General features: G+C 64.8%; 16 protein-coding genes. 3 read left to right on the forward strand and 13 right to left on the reverse strand.

Annotated features, from left to right (window positions below; all coding sequences use genetic code 11):
- Positions 1–164: 164 nt before the first annotated feature.
- A complete protein-coding gene (locus XH98_RS10695; RefSeq protein WP_271603028.1) occupies positions 165–1,052 on the forward strand; it encodes a YicC/YloC family endoribonuclease in 888 nt (295 codons plus the stop codon).
- A gap of 3 nt (positions 1,053–1,055) precedes the next feature.
- Positions 1,056–1,709 (forward strand): guanylate kinase, encoded by a 654-nt coding sequence (gene gmk / locus XH98_RS10700; protein ID WP_271618569.1) that lies wholly within the window; start codon positions 1,056–1,058, stop codon positions 1,707–1,709.
- Here the strand turns inward: gmk and XH98_RS10705 are convergent.
- The 3 genes from XH98_RS10705 to XH98_RS10715 form a co-directional block, all read right to left on the reverse strand.
- Positions 1,642–2,829, reverse strand: a complete 1,188-nt coding sequence (locus XH98_RS10705) for a hypothetical protein (RefSeq protein WP_333931764.1) — start codon at positions 2,827–2,829, stop codon at positions 1,642–1,644. The genes gmk and XH98_RS10705 overlap by 68 nt on opposite strands.
- A gap of 215 nt (positions 2,830–3,044) precedes the next feature.
- The gene (locus XH98_RS10710; RefSeq protein ID WP_271618571.1) at positions 3,045–3,566 is read right to left on the reverse strand and encodes a hypothetical protein; all 522 of its coding nucleotides are present in this window, start codon (positions 3,564–3,566) and stop codon (positions 3,045–3,047) included.
- Between the two features lie 39 nt (positions 3,567–3,605).
- Positions 3,606–4,949 carry a caspase family protein gene (locus XH98_RS10715; RefSeq protein WP_271618572.1) on the reverse strand — a complete coding sequence of 448 codons (1,344 nt, stop codon included), beginning with the start codon at positions 4,947–4,949 and terminating at the stop codon, positions 3,606–3,608.
- 301 nt (positions 4,950–5,250) lie between these two features.
- Between XH98_RS10715 and cax the strand changes: the two genes are divergently transcribed.
- The gene (cax, locus tag XH98_RS10720) at positions 5,251–6,351 is read left to right on the forward strand and encodes a calcium/proton exchanger (protein ID WP_271618573.1); all 1,101 of its coding nucleotides are present in this window, start codon (positions 5,251–5,253) and stop codon (positions 6,349–6,351) included.
- Between the two features lie 36 nt (positions 6,352–6,387).
- Here cax and XH98_RS10725 read toward each other — a convergent pair whose 3' ends face one another.
- The 10 genes from XH98_RS10725 to lptF form a co-directional block, all read right to left on the reverse strand.
- On the reverse strand, positions 6,388–6,609 hold the full coding sequence (locus XH98_RS10725) for a hypothetical protein (protein ID WP_271618574.1): 222 nt from the start codon (positions 6,607–6,609) through the stop codon (positions 6,388–6,390).
- Between the two features lie 273 nt (positions 6,610–6,882).
- Positions 6,883–7,074, reverse strand: coding sequence for a hypothetical protein (locus XH98_RS10730; protein ID WP_271603021.1), 192 nt, complete (start codon positions 7,072–7,074; stop codon positions 6,883–6,885).
- Between the two features lie 259 nt (positions 7,075–7,333).
- Positions 7,334–7,561 carry a hypothetical protein gene (locus tag XH98_RS10735; RefSeq protein WP_057757952.1) on the reverse strand — a complete coding sequence of 76 codons (228 nt, stop codon included), beginning with the start codon at positions 7,559–7,561 and terminating at the stop codon, positions 7,334–7,336.
- A 51-nt stretch (positions 7,562–7,612) separates the two neighbouring features.
- Positions 7,613–8,671: an alcohol dehydrogenase gene (locus XH98_RS10740; RefSeq protein WP_271618575.1), complete on the reverse strand. Its 1,059-nt coding sequence runs from the start codon at positions 8,669–8,671 to the stop codon at positions 7,613–7,615.
- A 25-nt stretch (positions 8,672–8,696) separates the two neighbouring features.
- Positions 8,697–9,551 carry a 16S rRNA (adenine(1518)-N(6)/adenine(1519)-N(6))-dimethyltransferase RsmA gene (rsmA, locus tag XH98_RS10745; RefSeq protein ID WP_271603019.1) on the reverse strand — a complete coding sequence of 285 codons (855 nt, stop codon included), beginning with the start codon at positions 9,549–9,551 and terminating at the stop codon, positions 8,697–8,699.
- Positions 9,551–10,561, reverse strand: a complete 1,011-nt coding sequence (gene pdxA / locus XH98_RS10750) for a 4-hydroxythreonine-4-phosphate dehydrogenase PdxA (protein WP_271618576.1) — start codon at positions 10,559–10,561, stop codon at positions 9,551–9,553. The genes rsmA and pdxA overlap by 1 nt, the downstream gene beginning before the upstream one ends.
- The gene (locus XH98_RS10755; protein WP_271603017.1) at positions 10,561–11,505 is read right to left on the reverse strand and encodes a SurA N-terminal domain-containing protein; all 945 of its coding nucleotides are present in this window, start codon (positions 11,503–11,505) and stop codon (positions 10,561–10,563) included. Before XH98_RS10755 ends, pdxA begins: the two co-directional genes overlap by 1 nt.
- 67 nt (positions 11,506–11,572) lie before the next feature.
- Positions 11,573–14,008, reverse strand: coding sequence for an LPS-assembly protein LptD (locus XH98_RS10760; protein ID WP_442868565.1), 2,436 nt, complete (start codon positions 14,006–14,008; stop codon positions 11,573–11,575).
- A 50-nt stretch (positions 14,009–14,058) separates the two neighbouring features.
- Positions 14,059–15,156 (reverse strand): LPS export ABC transporter permease LptG, encoded by a 1,098-nt coding sequence (lptG, locus tag XH98_RS10765; RefSeq protein ID WP_271603015.1) that lies wholly within the window; start codon positions 15,154–15,156, stop codon positions 14,059–14,061.
- Complete coding sequence (gene lptF, locus XH98_RS10770; protein ID WP_271603014.1) at positions 15,153–16,322, reverse strand: LPS export ABC transporter permease LptF; 1,170 nt, start codon at positions 16,320–16,322, stop codon at positions 15,153–15,155. Before lptF ends, lptG begins: the two co-directional genes overlap by 4 nt.
- Positions 16,323–16,419: the final 97 nt, after the last annotated feature.

The following is a 16,419-nucleotide window of genomic DNA, read 5'->3' on the forward strand; positions in this document are numbered from 1 at the left end:
GTGCAGCCGTCGCCGCCGGTGGTCCAGCGCTAGGCCCGCACCCATAGAGGTCCCTGTAGACTTGCCCTGCCGACTTTGCGGATTCCACTTTCCTGCAAAATAGTCTTAAGATTCGCGTGGCCTGATGGCCTCGCGAATCCCAGTTTTCCGGAGAATTTGACCTGATGGCGCTGTCGTCCATGACCGGCTTTGCGAGATGCCACGGCGCAAGCGGGCCGTATACGTTCGAATGGGAGTTGAAGTCGGTCAACGCCAAGGGCTTTGACCTCAGGGTGCGCCTGCCGCAGGGATTCGACGAGCTCGAGGCTTACGCCAAGAAGCGCGCCGGCGAGCTTTTGTCGCGCGGCACCGTCTACGCCAATCTCAACGTCAAGCGCGCCAATGCGGCCGCCACGGTCCGCGTCAATGAGGACGTGCTCAACGCTGTGCTGAAGGCCGCCGCAATGATCTCCGGCAAGGTCGACGCGGTCGCGCCGAGCATCGACGGGCTGCTCGCCATCAAGGGTGTCGTCGAGATCGCCGAGCCCGAGGGCGACGAGGAGGAGGACAAGGCCGCGCGCGCTGCCGCCGCTGACGCCTTCGACAAGGCACTCGACGAGCTCGTGGCGATGCGCAAGCGCGAGGGCATCTCGCTCGGCGAGATCCTGACCCAGCGGGTCGACGAGATCGAGCAGCTCGCGAAGAGGGCGGAAAGCTCGCCCGGCCGCAAGCCGGAGGCGATCAAGGCGAAGCTCGCCGAGCAGATTGCAGCTCTGCTTGATACCTCAGACCGTTTCGATTCCGATCGCCTGATGCAGGAGGCGATCCTGATCGCGACCAAGGCCGACATCCGCGAGGAGCTCGACCGCATCGCGTCCCACATCGCGCAGGCGCGCGAGCTGATCGGCAAGGGCGGCCCGATCGGCCGCAAGCTCGATTTTCTGGCGCAGGAGTTTCACCGCGAGGTCAACACCTGCTGCTCGAAGTCGAACGACATCGAGCTGACCAATACCGGGCTCGCCATGAAGAACGTGGTCGAGCAATTCCGCGAACAGGTCCAGAATCTGGAGTGATCGATGACGACGGGCGGAACTGACGGTGTCGAGCGGCGCGGATTGATGTTCGTGCTGTCCTCGCCATCGGGCGCGGGCAAGACGACGCTGTCGCGGATGCTGATCGACTGCATGCCGGGCCTGAAAATGTCGGTCTCGGCGACCACGCGGTCGATGCGCCCGGGTGAGGTCAACGGCAAGGATTATACGTTTGTCGACAAGGCGACCTTCGATGCGATGGTCAAGGCCGACGAACTGCTGGAGTGGGCGACGGTGTTCGACAACAGCTACGGCACGCCGCGCGGACCGGTCGAGGCGGCGCTGTCGGCGGGCCAGGATGTGCTGTTCGACATCGACTGGCAAGGCACTCAGCAATTGAAGCAGAAGGCGCGCGCCGACGTCGTCAGCGTCTTCATCCTGCCGCCCTCGGCGTCCGATCTCGAGAAGCGGCTGCATTCGCGCGCGCAGGATTCCGATGAGGTGATCCGCAAGCGCATGAGCCGCGCCAGCGACGAGATGAGTCACTGGGCCGAGTACGATTACATCGTCATCAACCATAATGTCGATGACGCCTTCGCCGAGGTGCAGTCGATCCTCAAGGCCGAGCGCCTCAAGCGCGAGCGGCAGACCGGGCTCGTGAGCTTCGTGCGAGGGCTGCAAGGTCAGCTTCAAGGCTAGGCTCAAAGCCCGGCTTGGTCAGCCGCGGTCCTTGGCTCGCCAGCCGTTCCAGCATCGCCGTGATGATATCGACGTCGACGGCATTGTCGTCGGGCGCATGGTTGGCGTGCACGTCTGCGTCGCGGAGGTGCTCCTGATCCGCGTTCACATCGTGATCGGCCGTTTTTTCGTCTTGGTCGTCGTCTTGGCCGTCGGCCGCCAGAGGCGCCGCCGCCTCGATCTCGAACTCGCCGTCGAAATAGTCGATCTCGGTCTCCTCTCGCTCTTCGGTCGCGACCTCAAGGAGACGGTTTTGCGCTGCGATCCGGCGAATCCCGTCGGTGAATGTGGCGATCTGCGGTGCCTCTGGACGCACGGGTGTCTCCGGACGCACGGCGTCGAAGTCGACCGGGAGCGGTCGCTCCAGGCGCGGTGCAGGGACTGGCGTCGCGTTGAGCCACGGCGCGCGGCTGTCGTCGTGATCCTGCCTGTGATCCCAGTTCACGCGGCGATCGGCCGTCTGGGTGCGCGCGCGACCGCCGGCGAAGCGGTAGATCACGCTGGCGATGAGGCCGGCGAGCGCGAGCGCTCCGATGATGACGAGCAGCAATGTCGGGAGCGAGCCGGTCGGCTTGTCAGCACTGTCGGCCGAGGCGAACGTCACAGGGGCAGGGGATGCCGGCGGCTGCGCGCTCGGCTGATCGACTGCCGTTGCAGGTGCCGCTGCCGACTGCGGCGCCGGCGCGGCTGGGGTGTCCGGCCAGCGCGTGGCGACGGCCGGCTGCTGCGTATCGCTGCCGGTAGCGGACGCCGGTGGAGTTGCCTGCGGCGCAGTCGCAGGCGCAGGCGCAGCTTGCGCGATGCTCTGCGGCGCGATGTATTCGGCGCGCGCATTCTGCACCGATTGCTGCGGCGGTGAATCCGGTTGCGGCGAGCCATTCTCGGTTTGGGCAGTGGTCGTGGCTTTGGCGCCCTCGGCGCGCAGATACCAGCATTGCCGCTTGGTCCCGCGTTCCACGCGATAGTGCCAATGCTGTCCCTGCGGCGCTGTGCCCTTCGGCGAGGCGAGACAGTCGCTCGCGGCAGCCGCCGTGCTTGCAGCGGCAGCGGCGCTCGGCGCGTTCTGTGAGACAGCGGCCAAGGGTGCGCCCGCAATAATGCTGCCGATTAGCGCGGATAAAAACTTTGCGGTGCGGTTGCCCATCCTGGTCTCCCGGTTACGCATGACGCAACTCGTTACGTTCCCTTTCTCAACAAAGAGTTAGGTGGCAATGAGCCGCAAATCCGGAAAGGATGTGGCTTGAATCGGGCCTGCGCGGCGTTCGTTCCACCGCGAATTCAGGCTTTTTGTCGGCGCTATTGCTTGCTTGCGGTCCAGGTTCCCGAACAGCCGTCGGAGCGGCGGAAGGTTCCGGAACCGCTGCGTCCGGACAGGCGGCCGGCGCCGGTATAAGTGATGCCGTTTCCGGCCTGGCCGAATGTGTGCACCGCGCCGTTCGCGCTGACCGTCCCGCTGACGCCTTCGCCGATGACGCGGCCCGAGGTCACGACGGTCGCGCCGCTCGACGAGCCGCCGCAGCCGACACTGACGACCGCCCAGGCCCCGTCGAAGCTGCCGCCGCCTCCACCTCCACCTCCACCTCCGCCGCCGCGCCGCGACGAGCGTTGTTCGTCAGCGGCCGGCTTGCTCCGGCGCGCCGACGGTGCGGGTTCGGCGGAGCGGCCTGCAGAACTATCCTGGCGCGAGCCGGACAGGGATTTTTCGTCATTGCCGATCGAGCCGCCGGCGCTGCCGGATTGCGCGAAAGCCGATGAGGCCTGCAGAAGGGCGAGGAGAAGCGCGGTGAGGATAACAGGGCGGCTTGCATTGTTCGACATGAGCCAGAAATCCATCATCATCAAATATCGGCGGCAAGATCAACGACCGGAGCCGTCGGCACAGACGGCGCCAACAATGCGGCAAGCTTTGCCAGCCTTGCCGCAATCGTCAAGCGCGGCGTCTTTCGCGCGCTGGATGCTGTCGCGCTGGACCAGCGACCAGGATTTGTCCGAGATCGCGAATGCGCCACAGCTCTTGCCGTAGAAGGAGAGCTCGATCGCGCATTTGGCGCCGGCGCAATTGCCGCGCGCATCCGCCACCGCCGCGCGGCGCGAGGCGTGATTCCACGAGATGCCCCATTTGTTGCTGTCGGGCCCGTAGACGATCGAGCCCCACGGCTTGAGATCCTCCATCTTGCGCATCCGCAGCAGCAGGCCCTCGGTGGCTTCGCCTGTTGGCGCCATGGCAATGCGCTGTTGAAGTTTCGTGATGGCGCGCGTCAGCCCCTCGGGCGTGTCAGGGTCGAAATTGAGCTCGTAGAGCCGTTCGTTCAACTCGCTGAGCAGCGCGGCATCGCGCAACGGAACACGGTCGGGATCGGCGCGGAGGCGCTCTGATGGCAATGGATCTGGCTGCATCGCCGCGACCGGTGGTGCAGTTTGCGTCGGTGGCACGAAATAGAACGTGCCGTCGATCGGCGAGGAAGACACCCAGGGTTGCTGCGCGCCTCCGGTGGCGCGCTTCACGGCGAGGCCCACCTGGTTGAAGGTCTGGAACACGTCGAGGCCTGCGGTGCGGACGGTCGCGGCGAGCGCCTTGGTGTAGGGGCTGTGACCATCGCTGCCGTCTTGAGCGACATTGCCGGGCTGGGTCGCATAGGAGATCAGCGTGCCCTCGGGCGCGCGCATCTGCGCAAGGCCCCCTTCGGAGGCACGCAGGCCGCGCGAGCCAAAGGGGTTGTTGCGGCAGGCGTCGAGGATGACGAGGTTGAGCCGCGTACCGGAGCCCTGCATCTGCCGCAGCACCAGGTTCACGTCGGTCATCTGGAAGTCGACGTCGGCCTCGCGGGTCGGATTGGCGCCGACGGGCACGAGATAGTTGGAGCCGGCGACCTGGACGCCGTGGCCGGCATAGTAGAACAGCGCAACGTCGGCGCCCTGCACTTGGCGACCAAAGCTCTGCACGGCGATGTCCATCGCGGCCTTGTCGAGATCGAGCTGGGCATGGCCGCCGACAAGCGCGAAGCCGAGCGAGCCGAGCGTGTCGGCCATCAGCGTCGCGTCCTTGGACGGATTATCGAGCGGCGTGATGTTCTTGTAGGCGGAGTTGCCGACCACAAGCGCGACGCGCTTCTCGGCGAGAACCGGCTGGCTCGCGACAGCGAGTGCGGCGGCGACCAGCGCAGCCAGCATCAGGACGCGATTGAAAATCCTCGCGTGCATGAAAGCCCCCAAATCAATGGCGTAATCTACCAGCTCGGCGCGCTCGCGAAAAGCGTGTGGACATTCCGTACCGCTGCGGGCCTTCCGTGCCTCGTGGCCGGAAAGGGGTAGGACGCATCCTGCCCGCGGCAGCTTTTGCCCGAGGCTTGCTTCGTGAGATCGCCCGATGGTGGTCAACGGGCGCAGGGAAGGCCGGGCGCCGACGGCCCCGCGCCGATCCGGGCGCCACTTGACATACATCAACAGCCGCGGTGGGCAGCGTTGCGAGGTTTGGGCGTCGCCGGGTGGCGGGGCTGGGGCCATGAACCTGCTGTTCAAGGAAGTCCGATCTAATCCTTTGCTCTGGATGCTCGTTTTCGTGCCCATTGTGCTGGTCGTCGAGCTCGCAGCTCCATCCTCTCACACGACGTTGTTCGTGCTGTCGATTCTCGCCATCGTGCCTCTTGCCGCGCTGCTGAGTCAGGCGACCGAAAGTGTTGCGGAAAGGACGGGTGATGCCATTGGCGGCTTGCTCAATGCAACATTGGGAAACCTCACCGAATTGATCATCGCCATCGCCGCGCTCCAAGCGGGAGAATACATGCTGGTGAAGGCGTCGATTGCCGGCGCGATCGTAACAAACTCGCTCTTCATGCTTGGCGCCTCGTTTCTGCTCGGCGGACTTCGGACTCATGTCCAGGAGTACAATCGCGCCGGCGGACGGCTGTATGCGTCACTTCTGTTGATGGCGACGATTGCGCTTCTCGCGCCAGCCGCGGTTGCCGACCTCGATCTGGCGCGAGGCGACGTGATGGCGCAGAAGCTCAGTGCGGGTCTCGCCGTGCTGCTGATATCTGCTTATGGACTGGGTCTGTTGTTCTCGCTTCGCACCCACAAGGAGCTATTTGCCAGCCAAGACCATGGCGAGGCCGGCGGCGGCTGGCCGATCGGACTGGCCGTCGGCACGCTCCTCGTGGTGACGGTGCTGGTTGCCCTGGTGAGCGAGATCTTCGTGAGTTCGGTACAGAAGGCGGGCGAGACGTTGGGATTGAGCCCGGCTTTTGTCGGCTTCATCATCGTCGCGCTGGTCGGCGCCGCCGCTGAAATGGCGGTGGCGTTTTCTGCGGCGCGCAAGAACCGGCTCGACATGAGCGTGAGCATCGCGCTCGGAAGCGCGTCCCAAATCGCCCTTTTTGTTGCGCCGGTGCTGGTGCTGCTCAGCTATGTCGTCGGCCCAAAGCCGATGGACTTGCAGTTCTGGCCGGGCGCCGTAACCATGGTCATGATCGCGACCGTGACCGCCTGTTTCATCACCAACGGCGGCCGGTCAGCATGGTTCATCGGAGCCTTGCTTTTGTTTATCTACGCGATCTTCGCCATGACCCTGTATATGGTGCCGCCCGGGGCCCACGGTCAGATCTGACGTCCGCGCTGTCAGTCGATCTCGGAGCGACAAGGCTCACCTCCACACGCGCCCCAGCGTCAGCGCCAGCAGCCCGAGCACGCCGCTGATCAGCCCGACCATCGCATAAGACTGCGCAAACACGCCGGTCTGCACAAAGACCTGTGCCGCGATGGCAAAGCAAATGGCGGCGAGAAGCAGGCAGGCGCAGCCGACGATCAGCGCAAGAACGCGTATCACGACTGCGACAGGCCTGGCACGAGATGCGGAATGGTTCATGCGGTAATCATGACCAGGCGCTGACGGAGTTCTCGACCGGCAGGCACGGCATGAAGTATCACTTGCTTGCGCAACAATCGACCAGTAGGCGCCAGATGCGCTGGATCTCGACGGACCTCTGCATCTCGAGCACGTGGTTCTCGCTGGCACGGGGGGAGGGAGCTACGCGGTTGAGTTCGCGCGGCGCGATCCAACGTTCGGAGATCGGATCGTACCATTTGCCGGGAGTCACCAAGTTCGTATCTCCTCTTCATGCCCCCTTCGTTTCTGCGCCTATCCCATGCGCCGGTTGCTGGTGTTCTGGGTGAGATTGCCGTGGGCGGCCTGCTCACGGATGTTCTGTTTCTCGTCGTCGCGATGGCCCTTGGTCGTGTCGACGGAAACGGTGGGCGCGCTTCCGGCGCCCAAATGGCTCCGGTTCTCGTCGGGAACAGGCCGCACGGACTTTGTCAGCGGCTTCGTCATGCGGTTCAGACTCCGTCGTTGCCTTGACGAGAGGTCAACGCGCTGGGCGCAGAGGGCGTTCCAAGCTTAATTGGATCGCGGGCGAGATGGACGCTTCGTGCCGGGCGGCCTCGGCATCAGTAAGCGCTTCGCCCGCTGTGTTGCCTGTCCGCCACGCTTCGAACTCTGTTCTTCACCGGAGAACACCGGATGGTTCGAGAACGGAACATACGCGCTGTTCAACAGTAAATAGAGCGTATGCGCAGATGGCCCGCTGCCCCTACCCGAGGCGGGCCTCGCGCGCCGCCGACTCCCGGTTCGCGTGCCGGTACGCATCGATCGCTCGGTTGGCGAGCATCAGCGGTCGGCGCTCGCCGGTTCTGAGCTGCGCTTCGATCGCGTCGAGAATGATGTCCGCAGACGCATCGGGCGGCCCGAGCTCGCCGGTCTTCTCGAGGAAGCTCCAGGCGATGAAGAATGCGCTCTCGACCGTACAGCGAATGGACATGCGCTGCCAACGCGGTGCGGCCGAAGCCGTTCCGCGCGCGGCGGCGAGACGTTAGTTCGTCAGCACGATGCGGCCGACCACCTTGCCGGCGCGCAATTCGTCGATCCACTTCTGGACGTCGCCCATCGGCTCTTCGCGCATCGGCGTCTGCTTGATCTTGCCGGCCCGCGCGAGCGCCATCAGCTCATGCGCCTCGGCAAGCGTGCCGACCATGAAACCCTCGACAGTGAGGCGTTTGTAGACCCATTGCACCATCGGCAGCGTGAACTGGCCGCCCATCAGGCCCGACACCACGACCTTGCCGCCGCGCGCTGCGACCGCGACCGCAAACGCCATCGACTTTTCGTTGCCGGCGAAATCGACCACCTCGTCGAAGCCGCCATCGGTCTCCTTCAGGATACGCTTGATGATTTCGGGCTCGGACGGATCATAGGCGACGGCTGCGCCATTCTTCAGCGCGGTCTCGCGCGCGGCCGGCGACAGATCGGCAACCGTGATCGGCTGCTTGAACATCGCTTGCGCGAACGACAGGCCCATCATGCCGACGCCGCCAAGACCGATCAGCAGCAGATTGCGCTGGCGCGGACGATCGACCAGGCGCTTGAGCGCGCCGTAGGCGGTAACGCCCGAGCACATCAAGGTCGCGGCCTGGTTGACGGGCAGGGGATCATAGTCGAGCAGATATTTGGCGTCGGGCACCAGCACGTGGCTGGCGAAGCCGCCGTCGATGGAGACGCCGAGGAAGCGCTGCTTGGCGCAGAGATTCTCGTCGCCGTTCTTGCAGTCGCGGCACTGGCCGCAGCCGATCCAGGGAAACACCGCTTTCTTCGAGCCGACGAGGCCTGCCGGTACGTCAGGGCCGACTTCGTCGACGACGCCGGCGATCTCATGGCCGAGCGTGAAGGGCAGCGTCATGCCGCGTGTGGTGTCGAGCTTCTTGCCGCCGCCGAGATCGGCATAGCCATCCTGGATGTGCAAGTCGGAATGGCAGAGGCCGCAGCGCTCGATGCGCACCAGCACCTCGGCAGCCCTGGGCTTGGGCGTATCGACGATGGTCTCGCACAGAGGCGCATCGAACTTGACCAGCGACTGCCGACGCATCAACGCCATTTTTCTTCCTCCGGAATTCTCATTGTCAGGTTTCGCTGCGTATATCCGCCAATTCACGCGCCATGGCAACAAAACCGGAGATGGGAATCGTCTCGGCGCGCCGCGTCGCATCGACGCCGGCGGCCGCAGCAAGCCGCGCCGGATCAGCTTGAAGCGATTTCAGGCTCTGCCGCAGCATTTTCCGGCGCTGGCCGAAGGCCGCGGCTGCGACCTGCTCGAGCAGTTTGCGATCGCACGGCAGAGGCTCGTGGCGCGGCACCAGGCGCACGACGGAGGAGGTGACTTTCGGCGGCGGCACAAAGGCGGACGGCGCAATGTCGAACAGGATCTTCGTCTCGCAGCGCCAGTTGGCGAGCACGCCGAGCCGGCCATAGGCCTCCTCATCCTCTCGCGCGACGATGCGCTCGCCGACCTCGCGCTGAAACATCAGCACCATCATGTCGTACCAGGGCGGCCAGGGCTCGGTGGTGAGCCAATTGATCAGAAGCGGGGTCGCGATGTTGTAGGGCAGGTTGGCGACGATCTTGGCGCGCTCGCCATTGAGTAGCGGGCGCGGGTCGAAAGTCATGGCATCGCCATGCACGATCTCGAGCCTGTCAGGGTAGCGGGCGGAGATATCCTGCAAGGCGGGAATGGCCCGCTCGTCATGCTCGATGGCGATGACGCGCCTGGCGCCGAGCGCGAGCAGCGCCCGGGTCAGTCCGCCGGGGCCGGGGCCGATCTCGACGATGACGCTCTGTTCGAGCGGCGCGGCCGCGCGGGCGATGCGCGCGGTAAGGTTGAGATCGAGCAGAAAGTTCTGACCGAGCGATTTGCGCGCCGACAGAGCGTGCCGGCGAATGACCTCGCGCAGCGGCGGGAGGTCGTCGATCGCGCTCATCAGCTGTTCGCAGCCGCCATGCGGCTGGCAAGCTTCAGCGCGGCGATCAGGCTCGCGGGGTTCGCCTTGCCGGTGCCGGCGATGTCGAACGCGGTGCCGTGATCCGGCGAGGTGCGGATGAAGGGCAGGCCGAGCGTGACGTTGACGGCGTCGTCGAACGCAACGGTCTTGATCGGGATCAGCGCCTGGTCGTGATACATGCAGACGGCGCAGTCATAGAGGCTGCGCGCGGCTTCATGGAACATGGTGTCGGCGGGCAGCGGTCCCCTGGCGTCGATACCGTCGTTGCGCAGAACCTTGAGCGCCGGCGCGATCACGGTCTGCTCCTCATGACCGAGCGAGCCGTCCTCGCCGGCATGCGGATTCAGTCCGGACACCGCGATGCGCGGTTGCGCAATGCCGAAACGGGATCTCAGCTCGGTCGCAACGATGCGTACGGTCGAGACGATGAGATCGCTCGTGAGCAGGGTGAGGGCATCGCGTAACGACACGTGGATCGTCACCGGCACCACGGCGAGCCGCGGCGACCACAGCATCATCACCGGCTGCGGCACGCGGCCGTCCGCTTCCGCGAGTTCAGCAAGGAATTCGGTGTGGCCGGGATGGCGGAAGCCGGCGCGGTAGAGCACGCTCTTGGCAATGGGATTGGTGACGAGGGCGCTGGCCTGGCCCGCCCGCACGTCGGCGACCGCCTCCCGGATCGAGGCAAGGGCGGCCGGTGCGCTCGATGCGTCGGGTTTGCCCGGCTCTGCGGTCGCGTGCTTGCCGGTCGCAACTACGGGCAGGGCGTCGGCAAAGGCAGTCTCGGTCTCGCCCGGGCTCACCGAGGCGATCTCGATATCGGCGCCGAGCGCTTTGGCGCGCCCGGCGATGAGGCCCTCGTCGCCGCGCAGGTAGAAGGCGGGCAGGTCGAGCTCGCGGCGCCTCAGCCAGGCGGCGATGGTGATGTCGGGACCGATGCCGGCGGGCTCTCCGAGCGTGACCGCGAGAGGCTTTGCGGGAGCGGCCATCAGCGGTTGCGATATTCGATCATCGCCGCCTTGCGGAGTTCGTCGAGATAGGCCTTCTGGGTCTTCTCGTATTTCTCCACGTACATCTTGTCGCGGATCTCGCGCTTCTTCGGCGTATCGATGGTGGTCGGCTTGCGGTCGCACAGCACCACCATCTCGATACCTGCCTTGGTCACCTCGGGCGCGGTCAAATGACCGATTGGAGTGTCGTCGAGCACCTTGCGCAGCGCCTCCGGCAGGTCGGCGGTGGTCTTGGTGACGCTCTCGCGGATGGTGGCGTTCGGCGTCGAGCGGAACAGCGAATTGGCTTCCTCGCAGCTCCCGATGCGGGCGCGATAGGTCTCGGCTTCCTTCATCCGCGACTCCTGCAAGCCCGCAGACGAACCGCGCGGCACGATCAGCACGATCGGCTGCATCTTGTATTCGGTGCCCTCGATCTGGAGCTTCTCGGTGCCGCCTTCGCGCACCTTGTCGGCGACATCCTTTTCGCCGACGATCAGCTTCTCCTTGAACCGGCCGCGCACGAGGCTGGTCCAGACCATCTCGGACTTCATGCGGTTCTTGAGAACCTCAGGACGCACGCCCTTGACCTCGAGCGACTTGGTGAGCTGGTCGGGCGTGATGCGCATGCGCTGCGCCATGCCCTCGAAGGACTGGTTGACGTCGGCGGCGGTGGGATCGACGCCGTATTTCTTGCCTTCCTTGAGCTTGAGCTTGTCGTCGATCAGCGTGTTGATGACGTCCTGCCGGCTCGGCGTCTTCTGCGTCGTCAGCGCGTCGAGCTTGGAGCGCTGCTCGATGTCGAAATCGGTGATGGGATCGCCGTTGACCATCACCACGATGTTCTGCGCCCGTGCCGGCGCACCGGCGAGCACGAGCACGGCGATCAACACGGCGCCGAGTACAGGAGGGAGGAGGCGGAACACAGGCAAGGAGGTCGTCATGGTTGTCGCTCGCATGTCAGCCGAAATGATCCTGCGATAGGGATCGCGCGGCCGGCATTTGGCGGGTTCACTGAATGCCGGCGGAACTGCTGGACCCCGTGGAGGTGGCCAGAGTGCGCAAGCCGATCTGGAACATGAACGCGTGGCTCAGCACGGGCGGCGCGGTGCCCGCGGAGTAGCTATACGAAGTTACATAGTTCGCCGCCAGCACGAAGCAATCGTCGACATAGCCGGCGCCGAGCACATATTGGTTGATCTTGTTGGCTTCGAGGTCCCAGCGCGCCGAACCTGTCACCACCCAGTTGGCGGCGACCTTGAGCGAGCCCGAGGTCAGGATGCCCTCGCGGCGCGTCAGATAGCCGAGCTCCGGCTGCGGCGCGTAATTGCCGTACATCATGCTGACCGACCAGCGATTGAAGTTGGCCCGGCCTTCGGCCTCGAAGCGCTCCACGTTCCAGGTCTGCTCGTCCATGCGGGAGCGGACGCTGAACGTGTAGGTGCTGTTCGGCGAATAGCTGGCACTGGCGACGTAATCCGAGCGCGGCTTGTCGAGGCCGGAATTGATGCCGGTATTGATGGAGTCTTGGACCGCGAAGGAGTTCATGCCGAACAGCTGGTAGGACTGGCCGAACAGGACCTTGACCGCGCCGCCCCGGTCGAACTGCGTGGTCGACTGCACGCCGACATTGGCGCGGCCGCCGCCCTCGACGCGGTCATAGCCGGAGAACTTGTCGACATTGAACAGGTTCGAGGCGTCGAACACCATGCTCTGCGCATCCTCGTTCGGAAGCCTGCCGGCATAGGTCTCGTTCGGACGGATGATGACCTGCGCGATCGGCTCGATGGTGGTCGAGCCCCAGGGCTGAACGTTGATGAAGGGATAACGGTATTCGAGGCCGACGGTGGGCATCAGGCGGAACGCCTGGGTGTCGCCGACGGGCAGGTAGTTCGACACGCCCGGCTGGTTCGAGACGTCGGAGTTGATCGCGTCGGCGCGCAGGATCGCGAACGGCGTCCAGATCTCGCCGAACGGATCGGTGTAGGACTTGCGCCATCGCGCTTCCGCCGACAGGCGGGTGTAGGTGCCGGGGAAGCCGCGCAGCAGGCACTGCGTCGGCGTGCGCGCGAGCGGATCGGCCGAGGTCATCGTGCACAGGCCGTTGGTATTGGCCGTCGTCGTGATTGGATCGAACGCCGCATCGTTACGCGTCAGATTGACGAAATTGGTCTTGTAGGAGACCTCGCCGCCGAAGATCGGATAGTTGAGCACGTTCGAGTAGTCGATCACGGGATAGACGACCGGGACCTGCTGCTGGTTGCCCGAGAAGCTCAGGAAGTACATCGTGCGGGCATCGAAGAAGCTGCGATTGCCGACGCCGGTCAGATAGAGCTGCGAGATCGCTTCAGTCGGCAGATACAGGAACGAGGCTTGTGGGTCGCGATAGGCCGACAGGCGGTAGTCCGAGAAGAAATAGTAGTCGGACATCAGGACGCCGTCCCAACCCCAGACCCACTTGTCGTTCAGTGCGAACTGGCCCTTGGTCTCGACGGCGCCGCGGAACTGACGATCACCGGGCTGACCGGCGAGCGCGTTGCGGTCGAGCTGGTCGATGCCGTAGACGCGCACCTGGTAGGCGCCGTCCAGCAGGCGCTGGCGGAATTCGGCCTGGAACAGCACGCCCTGCCTGGAGGTGATGCGCGGATTGAAGGTCGCGTCCATATCGGGCGCGATCGCCCAATAGAACGGGACTTCGACGCCGTAGCCGAACGGCGTGTTCGAGGTGAAGCCCGGCATCAGGAAGCCGGTCTTGCGCTTCACGGTCGGATCGGGCGTCGAGAAATAGGGCATGTAGGCGAGCGGCACGCCGAAGAATTCGAGCTGCGCCGTCTCGAAATACAGCATCTTCTCCTGCTGGTCGTGGATGATGCGGGCACCCTTGACCTGCCAGAGCGGCGGCTTCTTCGGATCGTCCCGGCACGGCGCGCAGGCCGTGTAGACGCCGTTCTCGAACACGGTGTAGTTGCCCGAGGAGCGGTCCGCGCGGGTCGCGGCCATGCGGGTCTGGTCCTCGGTGTCCACGCGCAGCGAATCGACGAAACCGTCGCGGTAGTCGTCGGACAGGTCCAGCATCTCGGCATAGGTGATCTTGCCGTCGGCATCCGTCATGCGGATGTTGCCCTCGGCATGCAGCCGCTTGGTCTTCTGGTCGTAGATGACCCTGTCGGCCTCGACGCTGGTGCCGTTGTAGAACAGCTGAACGTTGCCGACCGCCGAGACGCGCGAATTGTTGTAGTCGTAGTCGACCTCGGTCGCCTGCACGAGCATCTGGCCGTCATTGGCGGCCTTCGGCGGTCTCGGACGCGGCGGCCGCGGATTGTAGGTGAAGCCCTGCGCGGCGGCAGGCGCCACGACGACGAAATCCATCATCCCGGCGAGCGACACGGTCGCGACCAGCGCGAGCAGGATCCGACGGACAGACAAGCCGTATCCGTTCGCGCGCATCCGGGTGCGCGACGTCGATCCAGACACAGGTCCTCGTTGGACGGCAGTCACTAACCGTCCTCCTGGTACAGCAAGGCCAAAAAGCCGGTGAGGCCGCCCACCACTACGGGCAACCACGCCGCAGCGATCGGATGCATCAACTCAGCCTTGCTCAAGTCTTCAGTCACTTTCGACAGAACGTAGAGCAGAAAGCCTGCGCCCACGCCACTCAAAACCATCTTCTGTACGCCGCCCATCCGGAAGAAGCGCAACGACACGGAGGCCGCGAGCATCACCATGGCTGCGAGCAAAAACGGCTGTGCCAGAAGCTTGTGATACTGGAGTCGATAGCCGGCTGTCGCGAAGCCCGAGCTCTCGGACGAACTGATGTAGCTCGGTAGTTGCCAAAAAGACACAGTCTCGGGTGTGGAAAAGCTGTTGCGAACCTGCGCCTCGGTCAGCGTCGTCGGAATCTCGAGGCTGGCCTGGTCGACCGGCGGGGAGTCGAGCGTGAAACGGCGCACGCCCCTGAACAGCCAATGGCCGGATTCGAGCGTCGCCTCGCGCGCCTCGATCCGCTCCTTGAAGTGCTGATCTGTGTCAAACCGGAACAGCGTGAGGCCCGTGAGCCGGATGCCCTGCTGCTCGCTGCGCGCGGCGTTGATGATGGTCTGGCCGTCGCTGGTCACCTGGTTGAGCCAGAAGCCCGAGGCGTCCTGGATGCCGCCGCCGGGCGCCGAGCCGAACAGCTCGGCTTCCATGCGCTTGGACAGCTCGCGCAAATTGGCCGACATCGGATTGTAGGCGACCGTGGCGAGCACGCCGATCACGAGTGCGCTGCCGAGCGCCGGCGAGATGAACTGCCAGGCCGAGATGCCGGCGGCGCGCGCCACCACGAGCTCGAGCCGGCGGGAGAGGGCAAGATAGCAGGTCATCGCGCCGATCAGCATGCAGAATGGCGTCAGCTTCTCCAGCAGTTGCGGCACCCGGAACAACGAGGTCTCGGCCACCATGACAGCGGAGGCGGACGCCAGCCCTGAGGTCTTGCGCACCATCTCGATGTAGTCGACCAGCACCAGCAGCAGGAAAATGCCCGCGAACACGCCAAGCGCGTTGACCACGAAGCGGCCGGCGAAATAGCGCCCGAGCGTGTTGGTGAGCATGCTCATGCGGCGGCCGGCCGTCCGAACAGCCGCGCGATCCGCGCGTTCGACCTGTTGATGGCCTCCAGCAGGCCGGGCGGCGGCTCGACCACGATGCCGCCGATGATCATCCACAGCCCGACGCCGATGGCCCCGAGAACCATCGCGTATTGGACCAGCACCGGACCTTCTGATTTCACCGCCATTACGGAGCAGGCGAAGCCCGCCATGCGCAGTCCGAACACGGCGAGGATCGAGGTGCCGATCGAAAAATTGCGGCTCTGGCGCGTGGTGCGGGGCGCGCCAAGGAAGGCGAAGGTCAGCACCGCAAAGGCGAACGGATAGATCGGCGCCAACAGGCTGTCATGCAGGGCCGAACGGAACTGCCCAGGGATCTGCTTGTAAACGGGATCGTCCTCGGACGGGGCGAACAGCTCCCAGAGATAGCGCTCGCGAATGCCGAGGGTGACGTCGTGACCCTGGTTGCCGAACTTCGACATGTCGAAGCCGTAGCGGCCGAAAGCCACCAGCGCGGGGTCGCGCTTGCCGGCCTCGAAGCGCTGGAGATTGCCGGTCTTCAGCACCAGAAACGAGCCGTTCTCGTTCTTCACGACCTCGCCCTCTTCGGCGACGATCGAGACGCGCTCGTTCGGATCGCGGCGGTCGTCGATGAAGATGCCCTCGAGAATGCCACCGGGCTTGCGCTCGCGGATGCGGATCGTCAGGTTCTTGTCGAGCTGGGCGAAGCGGCCGGGCTGCAGGATGTTGGTGAGCACGTCGGCGGTGATCTCGGCGTCCCATTGCTTGATCCGCCGCATGCCGTCGGGGGCGAGGTAGGCCGCGATGAAGGCGACCAGCAGCGCCACCACGCAGGTGGCGTAGAAGAACGGATAGAACAGCCGGAACGGCGAGAAGCCGGCGGCATTCATCACGATGATTTCCGAATCGGTCGCGAGCTTGTTCAGCGTGTGCGAGATCGCGATCATCAGCGCGATCGGCGAGATGATCAGCACCAGCGCCGGGATGACGAGGCTGGTGATGCCGAGGAAGGTCATGATGGTCTGACCCTGGCTCGTCATCAGGTCGATGCCGCGCAACGCCTGCGTAATCCAGATCACGCCGGTGAGGCTGACCAGGACCAGCGCAAACGACGCCAGCGTCGTGCGGAAAATATACCTATCGATCGACCCCATGCGCTACCGCACGAATCCCACCAAAGCCCCAACGCGCGCACCGAAAATTCCAGTCGTTCGACCAATCCCCTGACAGGGATCCCCCAGGTCGCCCAAC

Origin of the sequence: Bradyrhizobium sp. CCBAU 51745 (genome assembly GCF_028128715.1) — a bacterium.
In the GTDB taxonomy this organism is placed as follows: domain Bacteria; phylum Pseudomonadota; class Alphaproteobacteria; order Rhizobiales; family Xanthobacteraceae; genus Bradyrhizobium; species Bradyrhizobium manausense.

Bases quoted from the DNA above. Each gene is read 5' to 3' on its own strand.
- XH98_RS10695 (WP_271603028.1), top strand. From the start codon at position 165: ATGGCGCTGTCGTCCATGACCGGCTTTGCGAGATGCCACGGCGCAAGC.
- gmk (WP_271618569.1), top strand. From the start codon at position 1,056: ATGACGACGGGCGGAACTGACGGTGTCGAGCGGCGCGGATTGATGTTC.
- XH98_RS10710 (WP_271618571.1), bottom strand. From the start codon at position 3,566: ATGTCGAACAATGCAAGCCGCCCTGTTATCCTCACCGCGCTTCTCCTC.
- XH98_RS10715 (WP_271618572.1), bottom strand. From the start codon at position 4,949: ATGCACGCGAGGATTTTCAATCGCGTCCTGATGCTGGCTGCGCTGGTC.
- cax (WP_271618573.1), top strand. From the start codon at position 5,251: ATGAACCTGCTGTTCAAGGAAGTCCGATCTAATCCTTTGCTCTGGATG.
- XH98_RS10725 (WP_271618574.1), bottom strand. From the start codon at position 6,609: ATGAACCATTCCGCATCTCGTGCCAGGCCTGTCGCAGTCGTGATACGC.
- XH98_RS10730 (WP_271603021.1), bottom strand. From the start codon at position 7,074: ATGACGAAGCCGCTGACAAAGTCCGTGCGGCCTGTTCCCGACGAGAAC.
- XH98_RS10735 (WP_057757952.1), bottom strand. From the start codon at position 7,561: ATGTCCATTCGCTGTACGGTCGAGAGCGCATTCTTCATCGCCTGGAGC.
- XH98_RS10740 (WP_271618575.1), bottom strand. From the start codon at position 8,671: ATGGCGTTGATGCGTCGGCAGTCGCTGGTCAAGTTCGATGCGCCTCTG.
- rsmA (WP_271603019.1), bottom strand. From the start codon at position 9,551: ATGAGCGCGATCGACGACCTCCCGCCGCTGCGCGAGGTCATTCGCCGG.
- pdxA (WP_271618576.1), bottom strand. From the start codon at position 10,561: ATGGCCGCTCCCGCAAAGCCTCTCGCGGTCACGCTCGGAGAGCCCGCC.
- XH98_RS10755 (WP_271603017.1), bottom strand. From the start codon at position 11,505: ATGACGACCTCCTTGCCTGTGTTCCGCCTCCTCCCTCCTGTACTCGGC.
- XH98_RS10760 (WP_442868565.1), bottom strand. From the start codon at position 14,008: ATGCGCGCGAACGGATACGGCTTGTCTGTCCGTCGGATCCTGCTCGCG.
- lptG (WP_271603015.1), bottom strand. From the start codon at position 15,156: ATGAGCATGCTCACCAACACGCTCGGGCGCTATTTCGCCGGCCGCTTC.
- lptF (WP_271603014.1), bottom strand. From the start codon at position 16,322: ATGGGGTCGATCGATAGGTATATTTTCCGCACGACGCTGGCGTCGTTT.